At 57.5% G+C, this 25220-nt stretch carries 21 protein-coding genes; 11 read left to right on the top strand and 10 right to left on the bottom strand.

Annotated elements, in window-relative coordinates; translation table 11 throughout:
• Positions 1-93 precede the first annotated feature (93 nt).
• The gene (locus tag J4E00_RS29575) at positions 94-1908 is read right to left on the bottom strand and encodes an alpha/beta fold hydrolase (RefSeq protein WP_236049933.1); all 1815 of its coding nucleotides are present in this window, start codon (positions 1906-1908) and stop codon (positions 94-96) included.
• A gap of 157 nt (positions 1909-2065) precedes the next feature.
• Positions 2066-2929, bottom strand: a complete 864-nt coding sequence (locus J4E00_RS18430; protein ID WP_208176730.1) for a helix-turn-helix transcriptional regulator — start codon at positions 2927-2929, stop codon at positions 2066-2068.
• 162 nt (positions 2930-3091) lie between these two features.
• Between J4E00_RS18430 and msrA the strand changes: the two genes are divergently transcribed.
• Positions 3092-3628: a peptide-methionine (S)-S-oxide reductase MsrA gene (gene msrA, locus J4E00_RS18425; RefSeq protein ID WP_208176729.1), complete on the top strand. Its 537-nt coding sequence runs from the start codon at positions 3092-3094 to the stop codon at positions 3626-3628.
• Between the two features lie 137 nt (positions 3629-3765).
• Here msrA and J4E00_RS18420 read toward each other — a convergent pair whose 3' ends face one another.
• A complete protein-coding gene (locus J4E00_RS18420) occupies positions 3766-4155 on the bottom strand; it encodes a GxxExxY protein (RefSeq protein WP_208176728.1) in 390 nt (129 codons plus the stop codon).
• A gap of 121 nt (positions 4156-4276) precedes the next feature.
• Positions 4277-5101, bottom strand: coding sequence for a 2,3,4,5-tetrahydropyridine-2,6-dicarboxylate N-succinyltransferase (locus tag J4E00_RS18415; RefSeq protein WP_208176727.1), 825 nt, complete (start codon positions 5099-5101; stop codon positions 4277-4279).
• A 71-nt stretch (positions 5102-5172) separates the two neighbouring features.
• Here J4E00_RS18415 and J4E00_RS18410 point away from each other — a divergent pair, with 71 nt between their 5' ends.
• From J4E00_RS18410 to J4E00_RS18390, 5 genes are all read left to right on the top strand, one after another.
• The gene (locus J4E00_RS18410) at positions 5173-6360 is read left to right on the top strand and encodes a glycosyltransferase (RefSeq protein WP_208176726.1); all 1188 of its coding nucleotides are present in this window, start codon (positions 5173-5175) and stop codon (positions 6358-6360) included.
• 112 nt (positions 6361-6472) lie between these two features.
• Positions 6473-7483, top strand: coding sequence for a 3-oxoacyl-ACP synthase III family protein (locus J4E00_RS18405; RefSeq protein WP_208176725.1), 1011 nt, complete (start codon positions 6473-6475; stop codon positions 7481-7483).
• A 94-nt stretch (positions 7484-7577) separates the two neighbouring features.
• Positions 7578-8276 (top strand): metal-dependent transcriptional regulator, encoded by a 699-nt coding sequence (locus J4E00_RS18400; RefSeq protein WP_208176724.1) that lies wholly within the window; start codon positions 7578-7580, stop codon positions 8274-8276.
• A 79-nt stretch (positions 8277-8355) separates the two neighbouring features.
• On the top strand, positions 8356-9780 hold the full coding sequence (mnmE, locus tag J4E00_RS18395; RefSeq protein ID WP_208176723.1) for a tRNA uridine-5-carboxymethylaminomethyl(34) synthesis GTPase MnmE: 1425 nt from the start codon (positions 8356-8358) through the stop codon (positions 9778-9780).
• A 205-nt stretch (positions 9781-9985) separates the two neighbouring features.
• Positions 9986-11275 carry a citrate synthase gene (locus J4E00_RS18390; RefSeq protein ID WP_208176722.1) on the top strand — a complete coding sequence of 430 codons (1290 nt, stop codon included), beginning with the start codon at positions 9986-9988 and terminating at the stop codon, positions 11273-11275.
• A 145-nt stretch (positions 11276-11420) separates the two neighbouring features.
• Here the strand turns inward: J4E00_RS18390 and J4E00_RS18385 are convergent, their stop codons facing one another.
• From J4E00_RS18385 to J4E00_RS18370, 4 genes are all read right to left on the bottom strand, one after another.
• Positions 11421-11798: a hypothetical protein gene (locus J4E00_RS18385; protein WP_208176721.1), complete on the bottom strand. Its 378-nt coding sequence runs from the start codon at positions 11796-11798 to the stop codon at positions 11421-11423.
• 836 nt (positions 11799-12634) lie between these two features.
• Positions 12635-14611 (bottom strand): OmpA family protein, encoded by a 1977-nt coding sequence (locus tag J4E00_RS18380; protein ID WP_236049931.1) that lies wholly within the window; start codon positions 14609-14611, stop codon positions 12635-12637.
• Positions 14612-14619: 8 nt separating this feature from the next.
• A complete protein-coding gene (locus tag J4E00_RS18375; RefSeq protein WP_208176852.1) occupies positions 14620-15201 on the bottom strand; it encodes a 7-carboxy-7-deazaguanine synthase QueE in 582 nt (193 codons plus the stop codon).
• A 211-nt stretch (positions 15202-15412) separates the two neighbouring features.
• Entirely contained in the window at positions 15413-16324 is a 912-nt protein-coding gene (locus J4E00_RS18370) for a bifunctional 5,10-methylenetetrahydrofolate dehydrogenase/5,10-methenyltetrahydrofolate cyclohydrolase (RefSeq protein ID WP_208176720.1), read from the bottom strand.
• Between the two features lie 114 nt (positions 16325-16438).
• Between J4E00_RS18370 and J4E00_RS18365 the strand changes: the two genes are divergently transcribed.
• Positions 16439-16804: a DUF805 domain-containing protein gene (locus J4E00_RS18365; RefSeq protein WP_208176719.1), complete on the top strand. Its 366-nt coding sequence runs from the start codon at positions 16439-16441 to the stop codon at positions 16802-16804.
• 60 nt (positions 16805-16864) lie between these two features.
• Here J4E00_RS18365 and lepA read toward each other — a convergent pair whose 3' ends face one another.
• A complete protein-coding gene (gene lepA / locus J4E00_RS18360; RefSeq protein ID WP_208176718.1) occupies positions 16865-18652 on the bottom strand; it encodes a translation elongation factor 4 in 1788 nt (595 codons plus the stop codon).
• Positions 18653-18819: 167 nt separating this feature from the next.
• Here lepA and J4E00_RS18355 point away from each other — a divergent pair, with 167 nt between their 5' ends.
• The 3 genes from J4E00_RS18355 (at position 18820) to J4E00_RS18345 (ending at position 20779) form a co-directional block, all read left to right on the top strand.
• On the top strand, positions 18820-19674 hold the full coding sequence (locus J4E00_RS18355) for a hypothetical protein (RefSeq protein WP_208176717.1): 855 nt from the start codon (positions 18820-18822) through the stop codon (positions 19672-19674).
• A 151-nt stretch (positions 19675-19825) separates the two neighbouring features.
• Positions 19826-20233 (top strand): GlcG/HbpS family heme-binding protein, encoded by a 408-nt coding sequence (locus tag J4E00_RS18350; protein ID WP_208176716.1) that lies wholly within the window; start codon positions 19826-19828, stop codon positions 20231-20233.
• A 21-nt stretch (positions 20234-20254) separates the two neighbouring features.
• On the top strand, positions 20255-20779 hold the full coding sequence (locus tag J4E00_RS18345) for a hypothetical protein (protein ID WP_208176715.1): 525 nt from the start codon (positions 20255-20257) through the stop codon (positions 20777-20779).
• 390 nt (positions 20780-21169) lie between these two features.
• Here the strand turns inward: J4E00_RS18345 and J4E00_RS18340 are convergent, their stop codons facing one another.
• On the bottom strand, positions 21170-21637 hold the full coding sequence (locus J4E00_RS18340; protein WP_208176714.1) for a hypothetical protein: 468 nt from the start codon (positions 21635-21637) through the stop codon (positions 21170-21172).
• Between the two features lie 125 nt (positions 21638-21762).
• Here J4E00_RS18340 and J4E00_RS18335 point away from each other — a divergent pair, with 125 nt between their 5' ends.
• Positions 21763-25182, top strand: a complete 3420-nt coding sequence (locus J4E00_RS18335; protein WP_208176713.1) for a methylmalonyl-CoA mutase family protein — start codon at positions 21763-21765, stop codon at positions 25180-25182.
• Positions 25183-25220: the final 38 nt, after the last annotated feature.

The raw sequence follows: 25220 nt of genomic DNA, 5'->3' as shown, positions 1-25220 counted from the left end.
GTTGACTGTTATTTCAGAAATAAAAAAGCCGGCTGCGAGTATTCGCAGCCGGCTTTTTTATTTACTTTATTTACCAAGCTTGGCGCGTACTCGCTACCCCAGAAAGTCCAGCACGGCGGCCAGTACCTGGTCGGGCTTTTCCTCGAACATGTAATGCCCGCTGTCCAGGATGCCAATAATCTGCGCAGTGGGTGCCATAGCGGCTAGGCTCATCTTCATGTTTTCGAAGGACACATAGCTGCCGATGCCCAGCACCGGCATGGTGAGCGGCGCATACGTTCGGGCATCGGCAATGTCCTGCTCGAAGGTCTGGTACCAGGCGTTGGCGGCCCGGATACTGTTGGCATCGTTGTAGGCGGCGGCATACACGGCGCGGTCGAAGGCCGACATGCGGCTGTCGTCCAGCATCACGTAGGCAAACAGGTAGTCGAGCAGGTACTGGAAACGGCCTTCGAGGAGCTTTTCGGGCAGGCCCTTCACTTGGTTGAAAGCCATCCACCACACGTAGGGCTGGTGGCCGTCCATCTTGCCGGCAAAGGCGCCGGGGGCGGGCAGCAGCGACATGTAGCGCATGCCGTCGCTGGGGTGCCCGCCGTCGGCCAGGATGAGCTTTGTGGTGGCCTCGGGGTAGTTGAAGGCAAAGCTGGCGGCTACCATGCCACCAATGTCGTGCCCCAGCAGCGACGCTTTGGACAGGCCCAGGTGCTGCATCAACGCGTAGATATCCTGAGCCATGGTCTTCTTATCGTAGCCCGATTCGGGTTTGTCGGAGCTGCCCATGCCCCGGATATCCACGATGATGACGCGGTAGTGCTCGGACAGCTGCGCAGCAATGGGATGGTAGGAAAACCAGGTTTGGGGCCAGCCGGGCAGGCAGATGAGGGGTTCGCCGCTGCCGCCCTCCACGTAGTGCAACCGCACCCCATTCACGGTAGCGTACTGATTGTGAAAGCCGGGGAAGTGCCTGATAAGCTCCTCATCGGCATACATATCCAGCGGAACCGAGTTTCTGAGGTCCACTTTCTGACCGGTCAGCAGCTCCGATAGGCTGGTCCAGGCCAGGTCTGGGTAGCGCTGGTTGTCGAGCGGCGTGTTCTGCACGCTGAACATGCTTAATATGTACTGCATCTGCTGCCAGTTGGCGTAGAGTTGCTGCTCGCCGGCCGGGTTGGCCGCGCGGGCATGCTGGATGGCAGTGGCCAGGTCAGCCCGCGAACCCAGGCGCATCAAGTCGAAATGGCCTTTGCCAGCTGATTCGGCCGCAGCGACCAGCTCGGTGGGGCTGGGCTGGAAGCTGGCAATGCGCAAAAAGTGGGGCGTGGTGTTATCCAGGGCGGCAGCGGCGGTGAAGGCGGCCGTATCGTCCATGGTGGTAAAGTCGATGCGCCAATTGGCATCTTCCCAGTAGCTGACTTGGTGCTGCTTGAAATCGAGCAGCGGAATGTTGTAGGTCAGCAGCTCGGCAAAAGCGCCGTTGAGGATAGACGTGGCTCGGATAGGCGCCTGGTCGAGCTGCTCCCGGAACTCGCGCCGCAGGTCGAAGTTGCGGTTTTCGCCGGCCGCCTGCTGGGTGTAGTCGCTGGAAAAATCGGAAGGGATGAAGCGGGGCACGCCAGCCGCCACGGCCGCCGCCAGTAGCGCAGCTTGGCCGTCCACAATTACGTCGCGCAGGCCCGCCACGGCCGATACCACACACGCCACGCCTTGGCAGGCCTGGGTGAGGGCGGCCACATCGGCCATATCCACGCGCCGAATATCAACGCCTTGTTTGGCCAGCTCAGCTACTTTGGCCTCGTCCGTTTCGGCCCGGACAATGGCTCGGACGGCCGCACCGCGCTTGAGCAGCGCCGTGATAATGCGGCCGCCGAGGTTGCCGGTGCCACCGGCTACTAAAATGGGGGTATTCATAATGGGGAGAATGGGGCAGCTTCATGGCTGCTGATGAGGGAGGCAAAGGTCCCCTGCCGCCTCCCCGTACCCCGGTTGATTCTTGCGGTATACTTACAGATTCTTGCTGTCTGCACTCTTGCCGGGTCGTTCCGGGACGCGGACTATAAAGTTCGCGCTACGTCCGCTGGAACTCGCGGGGGCTCTGCCCTACTGCGCGCTTGAAGGCGGCCGAAAAGTGCGCGGGCGAGGCAAAGCCCAGCGCATCGCTGATGTTGGCCATGGGCAGGTGGCCGGCTCGCAGCAGCAATTGGGCCCGCTTGATTTTCCAAGCCAGCACGTACTGATAAGGCGACTGGCCGGTGGTCTGCTTGAAGCGCCGGGCAAAGTGAAACACGCTCAGGTTGGCCAGGCCCGCCAATACTTCCAGCGTCACGGTTTGTTCAGCCGAGGCTTCCAAGTACGCATCGATGCGGGCCAGCACGGGGGCGGGCAGCCGGGCGCCAGTGCCGGCCACACGCCGCTCAAAGGTGGCGTGGTGCTCGATGAGGTGGTAGCAGAGGGCATTGGTCAGCGACTCAACGTAGAGCAGCCCAAGCGCGTGCTCGGCCCCGGCAGCGGCCAGTAGCTGCCGACCTAGCTGGGTCAGCAGCCCGTCGGCGAAACGAAACCGCTCGCGTAGTGCAACGCGCGTCAGGTCGAGGCTCTGGCGAACCCGGTTTTCCAGTTGCCCGGCATCGATGTGGACGTGAATTACGTCGGCGGGGCCATCTAAGGAAATTGGGCCGTACTCGCCGCCGGGGTACAGCCCCGCATCGCCGAAGTGAAACACGTCTTGCTCCAGTCGGCTCCCGCTCCGGCGACTGGAACTCACCGGCTGGCTGCCCTGATGAATGATGAGCAGGTGCTGCGCGTGGAAATGCGCCGGCAGCGCCATGGCCTCCAGTTGAAAGCGTTCGACCCGCAGCCCTGGCCACTCCCGCCCGGCACTGGTTTCCAGCGCTGGCTGGCCATACGTTTCAGAGTGGTAGGTGTAGCTCATCGGGCTATGGTATTCGGTGCCAACCGGCAACAGCGGCAAAAGGTTGAGGGCAGAATCACCGTTTTAGGTGCCATCTGTCATCCTGAGCATTCTCGTGTAAGGAAATAACCACAGCCACGTCTACCGCGTTGTTACCACAAACAACGAATCAATTCCCTACCCATGCAAAAAGCAACATTTGGCGCCGGCTGCTTCTGGTGCGTCGAGGCCGTATTTCAGAACCTGAACGGCGTGGAGAAAGTAGTGTCCGGCTACACCGGCGGCCGCATCGCCAACCCGACGTATAAGGAAGTGTGCAGCGGCCTCACGGGCCACAACGAGGTTATCGACATCACCTTCGACCCAGCCGTTATCAGCTATAAGGAGCTGCTCGAAATCTTCTGGAAAACCCACGACCCCACCACCCTCAACCGCCAGGGAAACGACGTGGGCACCCAGTACCGCTCCGGCATCTACTACCACAACGAGGAGCAAAAGCAGCTCGCCGAGGAATACAAGCAGAAGCTCAACGACAACCACGCCTTCCCCAACCCCGTGGTGACGGAAATTGTGGCTGCCCCTACCTTCTACCCCGCTGAAGACTACCACCAGAACTATTTCAACCTGCACGGCCACGAGCCCTATTGCCAGTTTGTAGCCCGCCCCAAAGTGGACAAGGTGAAGGCACTGTTTGGCGAGAAGTTGAAGGCTGGCGTCTGAACCACGGATTCGACGGATTTCTCGGATTTTGTGGACGGCGCTTCTGGGCGGAGTTCTTGTGCTGATTTACTGCTAAAAAGCCGCTCGCAAGAGCGGCTTTTTTTGTTAGCAGCGCTTTGAGATTGGAATCAGATAGATTAGGTACGGGTGTGGTTCTTGAGAAAGCGTTTGTATTTCAAACTCGTTTCGCCAAAGTTGATAAGCAGGCCTACTTCCAGTTGATAGGCTTCCAGGTAGTTGATAATTTGGGCGTGGTGCGAGTCATTCAGTTCGCTAATTGCTTTGAGTTCGACCAATACAGTGTCTGCCACCAAGAAATCGACTCGCCGCGTTCCTACTTGGACCCATTTGTAAAAGGCCGGCATTTCCAGTTCACGGGCAAAAAGCAGTTTCTTCTCGCCCATTTCAACCGCTAAGCTCCGTTGGTAAATTACCTCCTGAAATCCCGCTCCTAACGCACGGTGCACTGCCATGGCACATCCAATAATCTGGTGCGTAAGTGCATTGAAACGAGTATCTACCAACATAACACAATAAAAAAAGCTGAGCCACCAAAGTAGCTCAGCTTTATTACACACTCACAGGAAATTACCAAGAAGCGCCGTCCACAAAATCCGTGAAATCCGAGAAATCCGTCGAATCCGTGGTTCAGACACTCACACCAAAGTCTCGTAGCGCATCATTCAAACTCGTTTTCAAATCCGTGCTGGGCTTGCGCTGGCCGATGATAAGCGCACACGGCACTTGGTATTCCCCTGCTGGAAACTGCTTGGCGATGGAGCCGGGAATGACTACCGAGCGCGGCGGCACGTAGCCTTTGTATTCCTTGGGCTCGGGGCCAGTCACGTCGATGATTTTGGTGCTGCCGGTAATGGTGACGCCCGCGCCAATCACGGCTTCCTTGCCAATGCGGCAGCCTTCCACGAGGATGCTACGCGAGCCAATGAAGGCGCCGTCCTCGATGATGACGGGGGCTGCCTGCACGGGCTCCAGCACGCCGCCGAGACCCACGCCGCCGCTCAGATGCACGCCTTTGCCCACTTGGGCGCAGCTCCCCACAGTGGCCCAGGTGTCCACCATCGTGCCCTCGCCCACATAGGCGCCGATGTTGGTGTAGCTGGGCATGAGGATGACGCCGGGGGCCAGAAAGGCGCCGTAGCGGGCCACGGCGGGCGGCACCACGCGCACCTGCTGGCCAGCATAGTCGGTTTTAAGCAGCATTTTGTCGTGGTACTCGAATGGACCCACTTCCTGGGTATTCATCTGGCGGATGGGGAAGTAGAGAATCACCGCCTTCTTCACCCATTCGTTAATGGTCCACTCTCCTCCGTCTTCGGTGGGCGGGGTGGCCACGCGCAGGCGGCCTTTGTCGAGTTCCTCGATAACGTGCTCAATGGCAGCTTTGGTTTCGGCGGTTTGGAGCAGGGCACGGTCGGCCCAGGCGGCTTCAATTTGGGTTTGCAGGTCAGCCATTAGAACTGGAATAAAGTAGCGGCAGTCGTCTGCTGCTGGGTTTAGACCGGCAAAACTACCATCTTTGACGCGTGTTTGGCTCCGGTTCGTCTCAGGTGCGGGTATTGCTGGCTTCGGTGCTGAAGCCCGTGGACGATACCCGCATGCGGGGCAAGTTTGCCGAAACGCTGCGCGAGCGGCTCAACGTACAGGTGCACATTGCGGGTCGGGCTTCAGCCAGCGCCTTTCCGCAGGACCCGGCTGTAGCCAGTTCGCAAGTGAAACAACACCCCATTTTTCAGGGCTCGCGCCTTAGCCTAAACCGGCTAACGGCCCAATGGCGCTACTGGCGCCTGCTGCAAGTGCTCCGTCCGGCCCTGGTCATCGTGCATGCGCCGGAGCTGCTGCCCCTCACGCTGCTATGGCAACGGCTGGGCCGAGGCCGCCAGTTTCTCTACGACATCCGCGAAAACTACGCCCTGAACGTTTCGACGCAGCGGGTGTACCAAGGCCTCACGCGCCGCTGGCTGGCGGCGGGTTTGCGCTGGGTGGAAGGCTGGGCCGCCCGGCAAGCCAGCGGCCTGCTGCTAGCCGAAGAAAGCTACGTCACCGAATTACCTTTTCTGCGCGAGCTACCGCCGGAGCGTGTTGTTGTGCTGGAAAACAAATACCAGCCCGCTCCCGGTGAAGCGCCGCCCACCCAGGCGCGCCCGCACCCAATGCTGCACGAGTCGCTGCAGCTGCTTTATTCCGGCACTATTTCGGAGCTTAACGGCATATGGGAAGCCATTGCCCTCGCGCAAGCACTGGCTACTACGTGGCCGGGCAGCGCGCATTGCACCATCATTGGGTTTTGCCAGCAGCCGGGGCTACTTCAGCGGCTGCAAGACACTGTAGCCCAGCAGCCGGCCCTGTTCACGCTCATCGGCGGAGCCGAGCCGGTGCCGCACGCCGCCATTGTAGGCGCAATAGCACACAGTCACCTCGGCTTATTACCCTACAGGCCACACCCCAGCACGGAACGCTGCCGCCCCACCAAGCTGTTTGAATACCTCGCCCTGGGGCTGCCGATACTTATCCCCCGCAATGCGTTGTGGGCGAAAACCATGGGGCAGCATGGAGGCGGCATGATGCTTGAGCTGACTCCAGTCGATGAAACGGCTACCCAAGTGCGAAATGCTTTTGAGCACTGCCGCTTCTATCCCAATGGTCTACCTAAAGAGGCACTATGGACAGGCGAAGGCAAAAAATTGTGGCATTTGCTGGATACTGTTATTTAAACCGCCACCTTTGCGCCCCATTTCGCGCCAAAGCGCGCGCTCGAAACTCAATTTATCATACATAGTTCGGTAATTCCCTGTCCGAAATTCCCACCTCAATCCTTCGTTATTCATGGCAACTTTACGTCACTCTTTCATCGCCGGCGTCGGCCATTACGTCCCGAGCCGGGTCGTCAAAAACGTGGAGCTCGAGCCCATGATGAACACCTCCGATGCCTGGATTCAGGAGCGCACCGGCATTCAGGAGCGGCGCTGGTTTGAGGAAGGCAAGGACACCACCGCCAACATGGGCGCCAACGCCGCCCGCAAGGCCCTCGAAATGGCCGGTGTAGAAGCCAACGAGGTCCAGATGATTGTGTTTGCCACGCTCTCGCCCGATTATTTCTTTCCCGGCTCCGGCGTGCTCATGCAGCGTGAGCTGGGCATGACCAACAACTGCCCGGCCCTCGACGTGCGCAACCAGTGCTCGGGCTTCATCTACGCCCTCTCGGTGGCCGACCAATTCATCCGCACCGGCATGTACGATACGGTGCTAGTGGTAGGCTCCGAAATCCATTCTTCCGGCCTCGATAAGTCGCCCGAAGGCCGGGGTGTTTCCGTCATTTTCGGCGATGGCGCCGGGGCGGTATTGCTGCGGCCCAGCACCTCCGACGAGCACGCCATCCTCAGCACCCACCTGCACGCGCAGGGCGAGCACGCCGAAGAGCTCATCGTCAAAGAGCCTGGTTCAAACCGTGACAACCGCGCTGACTACGTGGTGGCTAACAAGCAGGACCTCTATCCCTACATGAACGGCCAGAACGTGTTCAAGCATGCCGTGGTGCGCTTCCCGCAGGTCATCAAAGAAGCGTTGGACCAGAACGGCTACCAGCCCTCGGATATCGATATGCTCATCCCGCACCAGGCCAACCTGCGCATCACGCAATACGTGCAGCAGAAAATGGGCCTCGGCGACGACAAGGTATTCAGCAACATCCAGCGCTACGGCAACACCACCGCCGCCTCCGTTCCCATTGCCCTGAGCGAAGCCGTACAGGAAGGCAAAATCAAGCCCGGCGACCTGGTATGCTTGGCCGCCTTTGGCTCAGGCTTCACCTGGGCATCGGCGCTGTTGAAATTTTAGGTTTAGTAATTTTTAGGTTGACGGTCAGGGCCAGGGTCTGGTGTGCATTTCTTTGTACTGCCGGGCACTGGCCTTACCGTTCCGCCCCTTCTGCATGAGCGAACCCACTTCGAGTAGTCAGCATTCCAAGCTTCCCAGTCATACGGAAGAAAATTACCTAAAAGCCATTTTCAAGCTGGCCGAAGCCGAGCCGGATACGGCGGGCGTCAGCACCAACCGCATTGCGGCGGCGCTGGCCACCCGCGCCGCCTCCGTTACGGACATGCTGCGCCGCCTCGCCGAGAAAGGCCTGCTGAACTACGAGAAATACCGCGGCGTGCAGCTCACGGCCGAAGGCCAGCGGCTGGCCCTGCTCACCATCCGCAAGCACCGGCTGTGGGAGGTATTCCTGGTGCAGCAGCTCGGCTTTAATTGGGATGAGGTGCACGAAGTAGCCGAGGAGTTGGAGCACGTGCAATCGCCGCTGCTCATGCGGCGGCTGGATGCCTTCCTGGGCCACCCCGCCCTCGACCCGCACGGCGACCCAATCCCGGCCGAAGACGGCGCCATGCGCCGCCCCGCCCACCGCCTCCTGGCCGACCTCTGCCAGGGCGAATGCGGCACGCTGGCCGCCGTCAAAAACACCTCCGCTCCCTTCCTCCAATACCTCGACAAAGTGGGTTTGCAGCTGGGTGCGGCAGTTGAAGTAATGGATAAGGTAACATTTGATAACTCCTTCGAAATCCGAATCAATCAAGAAAACACAGCTTTGATTTCAGCCGAAGTAAGCCGCAATTTGTTTGTGACAGCGTAAGTGAGCCTTCGAATCGAGCACCCGCTACATCCGGGTAATTCGAACAAACACAGTTGAGCGAAGCTAATCCGAAAAATCCGTGGTTCAGACCATTTTCTCCGATACCATTGTCGCCCTTTCGACCCCACCGGGCGCGGGCGCCCTGGCCGTTATCCGTCTTTCCGGCCCCGACGCCATTGCGATTACGGCCGCTGTTTTTTCTAAGAAAAGCTTTGCCAATGCTGCCGGCCACACCCTGCACTACGGCGCCCTGCGCGACCCTAACAACGGTGAAATTCTGGACGAAGTAGTGGCTGCGCTCTACCGCTCCCCGAAGTCTTTCACCCGCGAAGATGCAGTCGAAATCAGCTGCCACGGCTCCGACTATGTGGTGCGACAGGTACTGGCCCTGCTCCTGCGCCACGGCGCCCGCCTCGCTGAAGCCGGCGAATTCACCAAACGCGCCTTCCTCAACGGGGCCATGGACCTGGCCCAGGCCGAAGCCATCGCCGACCTCATTGCCGCCGACTCTGCCCTGAGCCACCGCGTGGCCCTGAATCAGCTACGCGGCGGCTTCTCGCAGGAATTGCGCGACCTACGGGCCCGCCTCATCAAGTTTGCTGCCTTGCTGGAACTGGAACTGGATTTTGGCGAAGAAGATGTAGAATTTGCCGACCGCACCGGCCTAGCATTGTTGCTGGCCGAAGTGCGCGGCGTGGTGCTCGGCTTGCTCCGCTCTTTCGAGTTGGGGAATGTCATCAAAAACGGCATCACCACCGTCATCGCCGGACAGCCCAATGCTGGCAAATCCACGCTGCTCAACGCTTTACTCCGCGAGGAGCGCGCCATTGTATCCGCTATTCCCGGTACGACCCGCGATTTTATTGAGGATGAAGTGAGTATTGATGGCCTACGCTTTCGCTTCGTGGACACGGCCGGCCTGCGCGATAACCCCGCCGATGAAGTGGAAGCCATTGGGGTGCGTCGCACCCGGCAGCGTGTCAGCCAAGCCGCTCTATTGTTATATCTGTTCGATTTGACGGAGATGGGTCCGGCCGAGGTAGAGTCGGAAATTCAGGAGCTAACGGCAGGGCTGGAACTCCCCGTCATTGCGGTAGGCAATAAAACCGACCTGGCTACGCCCGAAGCGCAGGCCGCTTTTGCAGCCAAATTCCAGGCTGACCAGAAATTTCCGGCGGTTCAGGTCCCATTGGTATTGCTAGCTGCCGGCCAAAACCAGGGACTTGAAGCATTGCAGACCGCTTTGCTTACCCAAGTGCGCGGTTCGGCGCTCGAAAACACTGATTCCGCCACCATCGTCACCAATGTCCGCCACGCCCGCGCCCTCGAAACGGCCGCTTCCCATCTGGCCGCCGTGCAGGCAGGCCTTGATACCGGCTTTGGCACCGAGCTGCTGGCGGCCGACTTGCGCCATGCCTTAGCGGCACTGGGGGAGATAACCGGCGAAATTTCCTCCGAAGACCTCCTCACCAGCATTTTTACCCAGTTCTGCATCGGTAAATAATCAGGGTCCGCATGTCTTCTCTTGGCGATTGGCTGAAATCGACGCAAACGTTGCCAAAAGGCCTGAAATCGGTTTTTAGGGCTATTTTATAAAACCTCACGGTGCATTCGATTGTCTTGACCTGGTCCAATACCGCGTAAAAATTTCCCGGCTTAGGGCTTATGCCTTAGTTTCGCACTCTATTCCCCTAACACTCCTCCCGCCCATGGCAGAAACTGCTGAACTCATTCTCGACGGCAAGTCAATCACCTTGCCCGTCATTGAAGGCACCGAACACGAAAAAGCGTTTGACATCGGCAAGCTGCGCGACCAAACCGGCTACGTTACCCTCGATTCGGGCTACAAAAACACCGGCGCCACCAAAAGCGCTATCACCTTCCTCGACGGCGAAGAAGGCATTCTGCGTTACCGTGGCTATCCCATTGAGCAGCTGGCTGAAAAGTCAAGCTTCCTGGAAGTAGCCTACCTGCTGATTTACGGTGCCCTGCCCACGAAAGCCGAGCTCGACAATTTCAGCGGCCAAATCACCAAGCACACGCTGGTGCACGAGGACATGCGCAAAATTTTCGACGGTTTCCCCTCGGCTACGCACCCGATGGCCATCCTGTCGTCGCTCATTTGCGCCCTCACCGGCTTCTATCCGCAGAGCGTGTCGCCCGACCTCGGCCCCGAGGAGATGGAACTCAACATCATCCGCCTGCTGGCGAAGATGCCGACCATCGCGGCCTGGACCTATAAGAACAACATGGGTCACCCGCTGAACTACCCGCGCAATGACATGGACTATTGCGCAAATTTCCTTTACATGATGTTCAGCTTCCCCACCGAGAAGTATGAAATCAACCCGGTAGTGGTTAGCGCCCTCAACAAGCTACTCATCCTGCACGCCGACCACGAGCAGAACTGCTCCACCAGCACCGTGCGCCTCGTAGGTTCGGCCAACGCCAGCCTCTACGGCTCGGTTTCGGCCGGCATCAACGCCCTCTGGGGCCCACTGCACGGCGGTGCCAACCAGGAAGTTATCGAAATGCTGGAAGCCATCGAGAAAGACGGCGGCGACACCAGCAAGTTCATTGCCAAGGCCAAGGATAAGAACGACTCGTTCCGTCTTATGGGCTTCGGCCACCGCGTGTACAAGAACTTCGACCCACGCGCCAAAATCATCAAAGTAGCTGCCGACGAAGTGCTGCAAGCCCTTGGCATGCAAGACAGCCCGCTGCTGAAAATTGCGCAGGAGTTGGAGCAAGCCGCCCTCACCGACCAGTACTTCATTGAGCGTAAGCTGTACCCGAACGTGGATTTCTACTCGGGCATCATCTACAAAGCCCTCGGCATCCCCACCGAGATGTTCACCGTAATGTTCGCCCTGGGCCGCCTCCCCGGCTGGATTGCCCAGTGGAAAGAGATGCGCGAAAACAAAGAGCCTATTGGCCGTCCGCGTCAGATTTACACCGGCGAGTTGGAGCGCGACTACACTACAATCGACGCCCGCTAGTTTTTAGTTGTCAGTTGCTCGTTGTCAGGTTTCAAATGAACGAAGCCGGTTGACCAGCACTGAAAACTATCTAAAGGCTGGTAAAACAAAAAGCCCGCTCTATGGAGCGGGCTTTTTCGTGTCCGTTTGGGGAGGTGGCCCTCCCCTATTTCAGGCGGTGCGCGGTAAAGTTATTCCGGAGCGCCTGATACGCTACCAATTGCTGGGGCTGAAGCAGTTGGCTCAGCTCGGTTTCGTAGCGCTGCTGTGCTTCGGCAAGGCGGGTGTCGCGCTCCTCGGCACTGGCACCGTTCAAGAGAATTTCCAGGTCGCGCCGCTCAGTGAGCATGTTGATGTGCAACTGCTTCACGGCGAGGTATTGGGCCTCGTTGAACTGGATGCGTTGCGCCAATGCCCGGGTGAGCGTGGTAGCGCGGGCCATCATGGCGTGTGAGTAAGACCCGTCGCCGGGGCCAGCTGCCACTGCTACCGGAGTTGCGCTTACGCTTGCAGCAATGCAGGTAGCGAAGAACAAGTTTTTCATAAAATGGGGATTGATGGTGGTAAGATGAGTTGTCGGCCCTGATGCAGTGCAATCGGGTTCATCAAACCTAGTCAAACATTCCATTTGAACAAAAAACGACTTTTATGGCACTTTTTTAATCACACAGTTTTTGCAAATCATTATAACCATCTGATTAATAGACATAATCTGACGAAGTAAAAAATCGGTCAGCGAAGACAAAAAAACTCAACCTATTGGCTCAATCACACATTTTTACCGGCGAATCCTATTATATTTCACCTGTTCTCAAGCCTTGCTTTAAGTAAAAAGCCCTTGTTTGGTCACAATTACATTCCACTTAAAGTGCGACTTCATCACCTTAATAAGTACTGGAAGAGGGGCAAAAAATGGGTATTATAGCTTTTCTCCCGCAGCGAGTAGCTCAGATAACAACGTTGCCGCACTAATCCTCAGTTATCGTCTGTGCTGCTAGCTCGTTCTGCAACCCAAACCCAAGTGGCCAATAGTCGCATAGAGGCGAAAGACTCTTGAATAGTTCTTTCACTACTATGCGGCTTTTTCCTCAGAGCATGAGTACCGCTAGCCAACACTGCTATGCAGTTACTGGGCTGCTTAGAGCCGTCACTAAGTCAGTATATCAGCAGGGATAATGTAGCGCGAAACTGCGCTAGTTCAGTCGAAGGTCGGCGCAGCTAAAAGCTACGCAAGAGTTCAATGCGGCAAAATCGCTCATTAACCCAAGCCTCGGGAAGAGTCTGTTGTGACAATACAGTCGCCGAATGGAGAAAGCGACCGGCCCTGAGAAACAATGCTCCTCAACTCGACAGTTGCGGGCCTATAAAAACCCGTGCCTTTTATAGAATGTGTAGCTCGATGCGGCGGTTTAGTTGCCGATGTACTTCGGTATCATTGGCAGCCAACGGGTGGCTTGCTCCGTAGCCTTTCGAACGCAGGCGAGTAGTCGAAATGCCATGCTCCGAAAGATATGTCACCACTGACTGGGCCCGGCGTTCCGAAAGCTGCACATTGGCCTCTGGCGAGCCTACGTTGTCGGTGTAGCCCGACACTTCAATCTGCACATCGCGGTATTGGCGCAGAAACTCAATAAGCCGGTTCAACTCGGTGCGTGACTGGGGCTTGAGGTCGTACTTATTAGTGTCGAAGAACAAGTTATTTAGCACCACACTGCGGCCGGAACGCACCGGTTCCAAGTAGATGTCTAGCGCCGTCGGATTGAAGCTGTGTTGGTTAGAGTAGTCGAAGCTGAGGCTTTTGAGCAGGTATTTATCGGCTGCCGCATACATGGCGTAATGATGGCCTTCGTTGAGCACCACGGTATAGTCGCCGTATTCGGGGTCCGAGGTTACGAATTGAGTCAGCACATCGGTATCAAGGTCGTATAGCTTGACCTCGGCCTTGAGCGGCTTTTTGGTATTGGCATCGAATACCCGGCCTTGCGTGTAAGTGCTTGTCTCACGCGCCTTCACCGGTGGCGGCACGGAGAAACCAAATAGCTCCACAGGTCGCTCACGGGCCATCCGGTAGCCACCGGACGGCTCTTCGCTGGCGCGGCTGCGGGAGCAAAAGCCCCGCTGGTTATCGGAGGTAATAAAGAGCGATGCCTCGTTTTCAAACGTGTTCAGTGGATAACCAAGGTTTTTGGGTTCGCTCCAGCCCCCAGCCGGGGTCTTCTCGCAACGGAATACATCGAGGCCGCCCATACCCACCAAACCATCGGTGACATAGTACAGCGTGGTACCGCTGGCGTGAATGAACGGGGCCATGTCCTTGCCCACTGTGTTCACAGGCGTGCCTACATTCTGGGCCGGGCTCCAGTTGCCGTCGGGCTGTAGGGTTGTGACGTAAATGTCTTCCTGCCCTTGGCCGCCGCGTCGCGTTGAGGTGAAGTAAAGCGTGCGGCCATCGGCCGAAAGCGAGGGTTGAGAATCCCACTCGGTGGAATTCACGTTCAGTCCCAGGTTCACGGGCGGGCTCCAGTTGTTGCCGGTGCGCCGCGAGATGTATAAATCGCAGTTACCAATGGCCTTAGGCCGGTCGCAGGAAGCAAACACCAGCGTCTTGCCATCGCCCGATATAGTGCCCGCCCCCTCGTTATAGCTGGAATTGATAGCCGGCGAAATCGGCACGGGTTCGCCCAGGGTACCATCCTTATTCTGGCGGCTCACATACAGGTCTTCGCCGCTGCTGGCCGCTGGGCGGCCTGTAAACAGCAGAAAGCGGTTATCAGCCGTCAGGGCTGGGAAATACTGAAACTTAAAGGCGTTGAGCGGCGCAGGCAAGGCCACGGGCGCTTCGCCTACCGGGTGCTTTATCGCTTCGAGGGCAAACTCACAGGTGAGCAGCTGCCGCTGCGATTTACTCAGGTTTTTCTGCGTTTTCGGCGCCACCTTCATTAGCTGCTTGTAGGCATCGAGAGCAGTCTGGTACTCGCCATAGCTTAGGGCCAGGTCGCCCAGCAGTTGAAACTCAGAAGCGTGGGTAGCATCGGGGGTGACCTTGGATAGGCCGTCGCGATAGGCTGCGAGGGTACCTCGGTTGTCGCCCATCGCCTTCAACAGGGAGCCCTTCAACAAGAATGCTTCGCCAAACGAGGGAAACTTCTGATTGAGCTGGTTAAGGGTCTCAACCGCCTTTATAAAATCCCGCTCCTTCACCTGCTGCTGTGCTTTTTCGAGCAGGCTGCGGGCCTTCGTGTTGGTGGGCACCTGCACTTTGGGAGGCAGTTGCGCCCAAGCCGTTTCGGCAGAGGCTAGCCCCAGCAGACTTATCATGGCGAGGCGCAAGGCCCCCAACACTGAACTGCGACGCATAGGGTAAGCTAGGGTATATCAAGGTATTTGTGCGTTTGCAGCGACACCTGCCAGCGCGGGTGCTGCTTTACGTAGTCCACCAGCTCGGGGGTCATGCGGGCGGCCCGGCTCCACTCGGGCTGCAAGTATAAGCGAGTTGTGGCCGGTACCAACGCAGCATGCTCTTCGGCCCAGCTAAAATCGTGGCTATTGAAAACGACTACCTTGAGTTCGTGGGCCGCCGCGAGCACCTCCGGCAAAGGAGCCTTAAATTTTTTGGGCGACAAACAGACCCAATCCCAGCTTCCGGACAACGGGTGCGCGCCCGAAGTTTCGAGCCAAGTGCGGCAACCGGCGGCTTGTAATGCGGTTGTGAGTGGCCCCAGATTGTGCATCAGCGGCTCGCCACCGGTGATGACGACGTCGCGGCCGGGGTATTCGAGCACAGCAGCGACCAGCTGCGCTACGGTTTGGCGGGGATGCGCGTCGGCATCCCACGATTCCTTTACATCGCACCACACGCAGCCCACGTCGCAGCCTCCCAACCGGATAAAGTAAGCAGCACGCCCGGTATTATATCCTTCGCCCTGAATGGTATAGAACTGCTCCATTACGGGCAGTAGCTCGCCGGTAGCCAGCGGTGTCCCATCGCGGGAAGATGCAATTAGTTCAGCAGAGAGTAACGTCACGGGTATTTTCACAAAAAGCGTCAGGAAGACTAGCAACCCTAACGCCGACCCTGGGACACACCGTTCCCAACGTCGGACTTTAAAAGTACGTCGCAGTCATATTATAACCAAATATTCCTAAAAATCAACCTGCTTAGCGCGGGTAGATTTCGCCCTTTGCAGCCCGTAAAGTGTTCAATAAAAGCATCGCAATGGTCATTGGACCTACTCCGCCAGGCACGGGTGTAATGGCTGAAGCCAACGGCGCTACCTCGGCAAAATTCACGTCTCCTTTTAGGGCGAAACCACTTTTCTTGGTCGCATCCGGCACGCGGGTGGTACCTACATCTATTACTACTGCGCCGGGGCTAACCATGTCAGCTGTCACAAACTCGGGACGGCCAATGGCAGCTACTACAATGTCGGCCGTTCGACATATTTCGGCCAGGTTCTTAGTACGCGAATGGCATAAAGTAACGGTGCAGTTAGCGGTTTCTAAATTCTTGGCTAACAGAATGCTAACCGGAGTGCCGACTATATTAGAACGGCCGATAACCACTGCGTGCTTACCACTAGTTTTGATGCCCTGGCGGGTCAGCAATTCTACGATACCGGAGGGCGTAGCAGGTAGCAATGCCGGCAAGCCAGCTACCATCCGACCAAGGTTCATGGGATGAAAGCCGTCCACATCTTTCTCAGGGCGGATGGCTTCGATGACCTTATCGGCGTCGATGTGCTTGGGCAATGGCAGTTGTACGATAAAGCCATCAACTGCGGGGTTTTCGTTTAATTCTGCTACTTTAGCGAGCAGCTCGGCTTCGGTGATGTTATCTTCGAAACGTAATAATGTGGACTCGTAGCCAACCCGTTCGCAGGCCAACACCTTGTTGCGCACATAGGTCTCAGACCCACCGTCGTGGCCTACAAGAATGGCGGCCAAGTGCGGGACTTTCTGCCCGGTTGCTTTAAGGGCAGCCACTGCGGCTGCGATTTCAACTTTGATGTCTTCGGCGGTCTGCTTGCCGTCGATGAGATTGGACGTGGTAACGGGGTTTCCAGAAATCATATATACAGAAAAAAAAGAAAAATCTATTTCTATTAAAACTTATTGCTCGCGCTGCCGTAACCTCATCATTACCTTTCTTCACCAACTCCTTTCTTCACCAACAACCAACCATTCATGAACTACTTTCTTGATGTACTCAAAAACAAATACGCTATGTTTAGCGGCCGGGCTCGCCGCGCCGAGTTTTGGCAATTCTACCTGTTTATGGTAATTGGTATTGTAGTGTTTGGTGGCATTGGAAGCGTCATTCGTTTTCCGGCACTTGTCGGCATCTTCTATTTTGCTATGATAGTGCCTTTCATTGCCCTTTCCGTTCGCCGTATGCATGATGTCGGCAAGGACTGGTGGTACATTTTCATTCCTATTTACAACCTCATTCTTTACTGCACTGAAGGTACGCGAGGACCAAACGAGTACGGTCCCGACCCCAAAGGTGCGGTGACTGCTGATACCTTAAACACGCCTCCCAGCACTTATTAGTTGCTGCTCACGGCCTAAAATACAAAGGCCGGCTCCTTCACAGGAGCCGGCCTTTTTTTATTAATCAATTTTAAGAACTGCCAGAAATGCTTCTTGCGGAATTTCGACGGAACCCACGGAACGCATCCGTTTTTTGCCTTCCTTCTGTTTCTCCAGCAGCTTGCGCTTCCGGCTGATGTCGCCGCCGTAGCACTTGGCAATTACGTTTTTGCGCAGGGCCTTTACGGTTTCGCGGGCGATGATTTTCTGGCCGATGGACGCCTGAATGGCAATGTCGAACATTTGGCGGGGCAGTAGCTCGCGCAGCTTCTCGCAGAGGCGCTTGCCCCACTCGTAGCTCTTGGAGCGGTGCACAATGGCCGAGAGGGCATCGACCTTCTCGCCGTTCAGCATCACGTCGAGCTTCACCATGTCGGACTCACGGAAGCCAATCAGCTCGTAGTCGAGCGAGGCGTAGCCGCGGCTGATGGACTTGAGCTTGTCGAAGAAGTCGAACACGATTTCCGACAGCGGTAGCTCAAAGCTCATCTCTACCCGCTCGGAAGTCAGGTAGGACTGGCCTTTGATGATGCCGCGCTTGTCCATGCACAGCGTGATGATGGGGCCTACGTACTCCGAAGCCGTAATAATCTGGGCTTTGATGTAGGGCTCCTCAATGTGCTTGATGAGGTTCGGCTCCGGCATTTCGCTCGGGGCGTTGATGGTCAGCATTTGGTCCTTGGTACCGGTGGCGTGGAACTGCACGCTCGGCACGGTGGTGATAACCGTCATGTTGAACTCACGCTCCAGGCGCTCCTGCACGATTTCCATGTGCAGCATGCCCAGGAAGCCGCAGCGGAAGCCGAAGCCCAGCGCCACCGAAGTTTCGGGCTCCCACACCAGCGAGGCATCGTTGAGCTGCAGCTTTTCCATGCTGGAGCGCAGCTCTTCGTACTCAGTGGTATCAACCGGATAGATGCCGGCGAATACCATCGGTTTCACATCGGCGAAACCCTGAATGGCTTCGGGAGTGGGCCGGTGAACGTGGGTAATGGTATCACCGACTTTTACCTCGCGGGCCTCTTTGATGCCCGAGATGAGGTAGCCCACGTTGCCGGCGCGCATTTCGGTGCGGGGCTCCTGGTTCAGGCCCAGGATACCGATTTCGTCGGCACCGTATTCTTTGCCGGTGGCCATGAAGCGCAGCTTGTCGCCCTTCTTCATCACACCGTTCTTAATGCGGAACAGGACCTCGATGCCCCGGTAGGAGTTAAAAACGGAGTCGAAAATCAGGGCTTGCAGGGGGGCTTCCGGGTCGCCGGCTGGTGCGGGCACCCGCTCGCAGATGGCGTTCAGGATGGCTTCGATGCCAATGCCGGCCTTGCCCGAAGCGTGGATGATGTCATCGGGCTTGCAGCCGATGAGGTCCACGATTTCGTCGGTCACTTCCTCCGGCATGGCGTGCGGCAGGTCGATTTTGTTGAGTACCGGAATGATTTCCAAATCGGCCCCGATGGCGAGGTAGAGATTGGAAATGGTCTGGGCCTCAATGCCCTGCGAGGCATCCACGATGAGCAGAGCACCTTCGCAGGCCGCAATGCTGCGGCTTACCTCGTAGCTAAAGTCGACGTGGCCGGGCGTGTCAATCAGATTCAGCGTGTAGACTTCCCCTTTGTAGGGGTACTGCATCTGAATGGCGTGGCTCTTGATGGTGATGCCGCGCTCACGCTCCAGGTCCATGTTGTCGAGCAATTGGGCCTGCATGTCGCGCTTAGCCACGGTGCTGGTAAACTCCAACAGACGGTCGGCCAGGGTGCTTTTGCCGTGGTCGATGTGGGCAATGATGCAAAAGTTGCGGATATTCTTCACAGAGGGCTATTTTTCAGTTCGCGAAGGTACGAACTGCCGGGCGCAAAACCCAGCTGGCTCCGCTTTCCCCTCGCGCAGCGACGGGGCAGCCCGACGTAGCTTGATTGTAGCAAGAGCTGCTTAGTTTTGTCGATTACCCATTCCCATCCTACTACCCCTATTTGCCTATGCAACCGGAAACAGTTACCACTACTCCAGCGGCTGAAGAAGTCGATAAAACCAAGTTTCTGATTGCGGCGCTGAATGGCACGGCGCTGTACGTCCTCGCCTATTATGTGGTATGGGCAGTGCACCAGGCCGCCAAGCTGGAGGTTTCGCGTTTCTATCACCTGCGCGGAACCTGGGACCCGAGCCGTATCGTGTACACGCTGGCCGATGGCGAGTGGTGGCGCATGGCCATTATTGGTGTGCACGGAGCCGGGCCGGTAGCGTGTGTGCTGATGGGCATGGTGGCGTTTCGGTGGTATTGGCGACGCGAGCGCGCCCGGCGCGGCACCCTGAAGCTGCTCTTGCTCTGGATAGCCTTCCACTGCTGCAATGCGGTGTTTGGGGCTTTGCTGGCCGATACGCTCACGCATTCGGGCTTCTGGTATGTTTCGGACTGGTTGCTTCAGCTGGGCAATGCCGTGGATGTGATTTTGGCCCTGCTGGCCGGCATGGTGCAGCTGGCACTGGGGTATTTTGGCGCAATTGCCTTTTTGCAAGCCCACGATTCGCGCACGGTGATGCGCTACTCCCACCGGCAGCTCATGGTGGTGAGCACCCTGATAGTGCCATGGCTGGTGGGCGGCGCGTGCATTGCCCTCGCCAAACGCCCCTATCTCTCGGTGTATGAGGGGGTGCACCTGCTGATGATGGGCCTGTTGGTGACTCCTTTGGGCCTGGGCTGTCTCAATGAAGTGTTTTCAGACACCGTAGAACGCCCCCAACCAACGCACGTGGCCTGGGGCCTGGTGGCGCTGGCGGTGCTAATGGCAGTGGCCTGGTACATGGCCTTGAGCCCCCCAATTCCTTTTGGATAAAATAGTTTAGGCCATTGCCGCGCATGCAGGGCTTGTTTAGCGCTTTCCAGCCCTGATTCGAATCTCTTTTTAGCTTGCCTCACGTAACCGGAGGACCAGTCTACGGTTGTAGCAAAGTACTTCCTCATCATTTTCAACCCCAAACACCACCATGGGCATTACCCTCGAACAAGCACAAGCCGCCATCCACGCCGCCCACCAGAAAGCCCTTGACATGGGCGTTAAGATGAATATTGCGGTGGTTGATGCCGGCGCCAACCTCACGGCTTTCGTCCGCATGGACGATGCCTGGCTGGGCTCGCTGGATATCTCCATTAAGAAGGCCAAAACGGCCCGCTTCTTCGATATGCCCACCGGCGCTATTGGCGGCCTGTCGCAGCCCGGCGGCCCGCTCTACAATATCGAGCACTCCAATGGTGGCCTCATCACTTTCCCCGGCGGCATTCCGATTATGGATTCGGGCAACCGCGTCGTTGGTGCCATCGGCGTATCGGGCAGCACCGTGGAGGACGACCACGCCGTGGCCCAGGCCGGCGTTGATGCCATTCAGGGGCAGTAAGCTTGTTACTTTTTCTCATACATGAAAAACGCCCCGGCTGGATTGCTGGGGCGTTTTTCGCACTTTAACCAGTGGTTTACCTTCTTATTTGCCGTGTCGTACACATACTTTAAACGGAAGCGAAGTTTAGAGACCCATCGAAATGACGATTCTCTTAATCGGGTAATAGGTAAGCGTGCATTGGGTGGCTTTTTGAATAATGCGAAATGGGTTAAGCTGCTTCATGCACTCGTCGCGCACCATAGCCTAATCAAAGAATGCCAGGTTAAGCTGATATGGGAAGAAGAACCTACCGGCCGCCGGCTCCGCATAGATGAATACACTGATTACCAATTCGATTATTACGACCAAGCAATGGAAGCCATGATTTCCGGCAATCCACGCGGCTGGTACGCGTACCGGGAAATTGAGTGGCTGGAATTTCCCCGCTATCTCACGGACCAAGCCGGAGCGCAAGACCTTGACGCTATTCAGTCAGCCCTTGCCCCTATTGGTCAGCTTCCGCTACTTCTGACTACAAGATTTCACCCTTTGGCTGGAATTTGAACACGTCGATTATTCGAGCAAATGGGACCCGGAAACCGAAACTTTCATTACCGGTATTGAATGGGATAGAACGAATGAGTTTTGCAACATTCATGTCACGCTAGCTGATGGACGACGCTACGGCATCAACGTATGGACATTTGGGTATTTAGCTACATCCATTAGCCATGACCAAGCAAGTGGCGAGAACTTAGGTAGCACTTACCAAATTCCACCTGACTTGTTTGTGCGTGAGCTTACCCGCGAGTGCATTGAGGCTACTATCACTGACCTTCTCAAGCGCGGCAACCTAGATGATGTGCTGAATCCATCAATTATTGATTCCTCTTTAGCAGAAGACGGCGCATAGCAACCAACGCCCCGGCCGAAACGTCCAGGCGTTTTGCTATCCTATTCTTTTTCTTCGTAGACAAACCGATTGCGTGATTCTACTGCGTAGTAACCGCGTCCTTGGTAGCCTACCGACCAGCATTCGCTGCCTTCTTCAAACGGCGCGTCGTTCCAGATTTGCAGGCTGCGGTCATTGGCAAACTGAATAGTGAAGTCGCCAAAAGGAGAAAGAGAAGCGTCGGTTACTTCGCCGCTCAGCAACAACTGCTGTAGAGCCGGGGCCAGCACGGTCTTAGAATCTTCGTGCCAAGAGCAAACAATGCGGCCGGCTTCAACAATTCGCCATGCACAATAAACCATCAAAGAAAATTCGCCCTCTTGGTCATCGTCGTCTGAAGGCAGCCCAAATTGAAACGTAAAAATAGAGCCCGTGCTGGGACCAGCCTCGCTACGCCAAGCGCTGTGTCCTGGTAATTGCGCTATAACCTGCGCGAATTCTTCAAATGAAGCTAGACGGTTTTTCGGCATGGCTCAAAGGTATAATGCCTTTCAGCACTACGCCCCGGCCACCCCGCCGGGGCGTTTTTCGTACCTTCGCCTGCGTTTTCTATCCTCACGGCCGCGGACTAAAAGTCCGCGCTACTCCTTACTCTATGCACCCTGCTCCCACCGCGCCCTATAAGCCCAAAAACCACGTTCGCATCGTCACGGCCGCCGCTTTGTTTGATGGCCACGATGCGGCCATTAATATCATGCGCCGCATTATTCAGAGCAGCGGCGCGGAGGTGATTCACCTCGGGCACAACCGCTCGGTGCAGGAAATTGTGGACTGTGCCATTCAGGAAGATGCCCAGGCCATTGCCATTACGAGCTACCAGGGCGGGCACAACGAGTACTTCAAGTACATGTATGACCTGCTGAAGGAGCGCGGCGCGGGCCACATCAAAATCTTCGGCGGCGGTGGCGGCGTGATTCTGCCCAGCGAAATTGAGGAGTTGATGGGCTACGGCATCACCCGCATCTACTCGCCGGACGATGGCCGTGCGATGGGTTTGCAGGGCATGATTAACAACCTGCTGGAGCAGGCCGACTTTCCGACGGGCCAGAACCTGAATGGCGAGGCCGGCCACATTCAGGACAAAGATGCCCGCAGCATTGGGCGCCTGATTTCGGCGGCGGAGAACTTCCCGGAGGAGTTTGAGCGGGTGAAAGGCCAGCTGGTAGCCGACTTCCAGCAGAGCGAGGCCGACCAAAACCAGAAGCTGGCTTCGAAGTCCTCCGCTCCTATTCTGGGCATTACGGGCACGGGCGGCGCGGGCAAGTCGTCGCTGGTGGATGAGTTGGTGCGGCGCTTCCTGTTTGACTTTCCGGAGAAGACCATAGCCATTATTTCCGTCGACCCCAGCAAGCGCAAGACCGGCGGCGCGCTGCTCGGTGACCGGATTCGGATGAACTCCATCAACTCGCCGCGGGTGTACATGCGCAGCCTGGCCACGCGCCAGAGCAACCTGGCGCTGTCGCGCTACGTGCAGGATGCCGTAGACGTGGTGCGCGCCGCCAACTACGATTTGATTATTCTGGAGACTTCGGGCATCGGGCAATCCGATACCGAAATCATTGAGCACTCCGACGCCAGCCTGTACGTGATGACGCCGGAGTACGGCGCGGCCACGCAGCTGGAGAAAATCGACATGCTCGATTTCGCCGACGTCATTGCCCTGAACAAGTTTGACAAGCGCGGGGCGCAGGATGCCTTGCGCGACGTGCGGAAGCAGTACCAGCGCAACCACGGCCTCTGGGACTCGCCCACGGACCAGATGCCGGTGTTCGGCACCATCGCCTCGCAGTTCAACGACCCGGGCATGAACCGCCTGTACCGGGCGGTGCTGAAGATGCTGGAAACCAAAACCGGCGCCACCTTCGCCTCGCACCTGGAAACCAGCGCCGAGGATTCGGAGAAGATTTACATCATCCCGCCGCACCGCACCCGCTACCTCTCCGAGATTGCCGAAACCAACCGCGCCTACGACCAGCGCGTGCGCGAGCAGGCCCAGATTGCGGAAGTAGCCGGCGCGTTTGCCAAGCTGGAAGAGCACTACCGCGACGAGAAAAAGAGCGCCGACAGCATGGTGGAGGAGTTTGCCAAGAACAAGCAAACCCAGCTCCGCCGCCTCGACGCCGACAGCCAGGCCATCCTGGAAAACTGGGAAAGCACCCTGCAAAACTACCGCAATCCGGAGTACGTGTACTCGGTGCGCGGCAAGGAAATCCGGGTGAAGACGCACACCAAGTCGCTGTCGGGCAATGACATTCCGAAGGTGGCCACGCCGCGCTACTCCGGCTGGGGCGACCGGCTGCGCTGGGCCATGCAGGAAAACTTCCCCGGCGAATTCCCCTACACGGCCGGCGTGTTCCCCTTCAAGCGCGAGGGCGAAGACCCGACGCGCATGTTTGCCGGCGAGGGCGGGCCGGAGCGCACCAACCGCCGCTTCCACTACGTGAGCATGGGCCTGCCGGCCAAGCGGTTGAGCACGGCGTTTGACTCGGTGACGCTGTACGGCGAGGACCCCGACCACCGGCCCGACATCTATGGCAAAATCGGCAACGCGGGCGTGAGCATCTGCTGCCTCGACGATGCGAAGAAGCTGTATTCGGGCTTCAACCTGGCCAACCCCAGCACGTCGGTGTCGATGACCATCAACGGCCCGGCGGCGCAGCTGGCGGCGTTTTTCATGAACGCGGCCATCGACCAGCAGTGCGAGTTGTATATTAAGGAGCAGGGCCTGGAAGCGGAGGTCGACGCTAAAATCGACCAGCTTTACGCCGACAAAAACCTGTCTCGCCCCCGCTACCAGGGCGAGCTGCCGGCCGGCAACGATGGCCTGGGCCTGATGCTGCTCGGCGTGACCGGCGACCAAGTGCTGCCCGCCGACGTGTACGCCGACATCAAAGCCCGCACGCTGACGCAGGTGCGCGGCACCGTGCAGGCCGACATTCTGAAGGAAGACCAGGCCCAGAACACCTGCATTTTCAGCACCGAGTTTGCCCTGCGCCTGATGGGCGACGTGCAGGAATACTTCATCCGGCAGAAGGTGCGGAATTTCTATTCCGTGTCCATCTCCGGCTACCACATTGCCGAGGCCGGCGCCAACCCCATCACCCAGCTGGCCCTCACGCTGAGTAACGGCTTCACGTTTGTGGAGTACTACGTGAGCCGCGGCATGAGCGTCAACGACTTCGCGCCGAACCTGAGCTTCTTCTTCTCCAACGGCATCGACCCGGAGTACGCCGTGATTGGGCGGGTGGCGCGCCGCATCTGGGCCAAGGCCATGAAGCTGAAGTACGGCGCCGACGCCCGCAGCCAGATGCTGAAGTACCACATCCAGACGTCGGGCCGCAGCCTGCACGCCCAGGAAATCGACTTCAACGACATCCGCACCACGCTGCAGGCGCTGTACGCCATCTACGACAACTGCAACTCCCTGCACACCAACGCCTACGACGAGGCCATCACCACGCCCACCGAGGAATCGGTGCGCCGGGCCATGGCCATTCAGCTCATCATCAACCGGGAGCTGGGCCTGGCCAAGAACGAAAACCCGCTGCAAGGTTCCTTCATCATCGAGGAGCTCACCGACCTGGTGGAAGAGGCCGTGCTGGCCGAATTTGACCGCATCACGGAGCGCGGCGGCGTGCTCGGGGCCATGGAAACCATGTACCAGCGCGGCAAAATCCAGGAGGAAAGCATGCACTACGAGATGCTGAAGCACACCGGCGAGTACCCCATCATCGGCGTGAATACCTTCCTCTCGTCGAAGGGCTCGCCCACGGTGGTGCCGGCCGAGGTCATCCGCGCCACGGAGGAGGAAAAGCAGTACCAAATCGAGATGCTCAACATCCTGCACACCCGCAACGCCGACCAGACCGAGGCCCGCCTCAAGCGCCTGCAGCAAGTGGCCGTGGCCAACGGCAACCTCTTCGCCGAACTGATGGAAACGGTGAAGTTCTGCTCCCTCGGCCAGATTACCAACGCGCTGTTTGAGGTCGGCGGCCAGTACCGGCGGAATATGTAGGTAGGTAGCAACCACTAACTCCCTAATACCCAATCGGC

Origin of the sequence: Hymenobacter negativus (assembly GCF_017571495.1) — a bacterium.
Classification (GTDB): Bacteria; Bacteroidota; Bacteroidia; order Cytophagales; family Hymenobacteraceae; genus Hymenobacter; species Hymenobacter negativus.
Note: the sequence above shows the minus strand (reverse complement) of the source record. Positions and strands in the feature narration are given on the sequence as shown.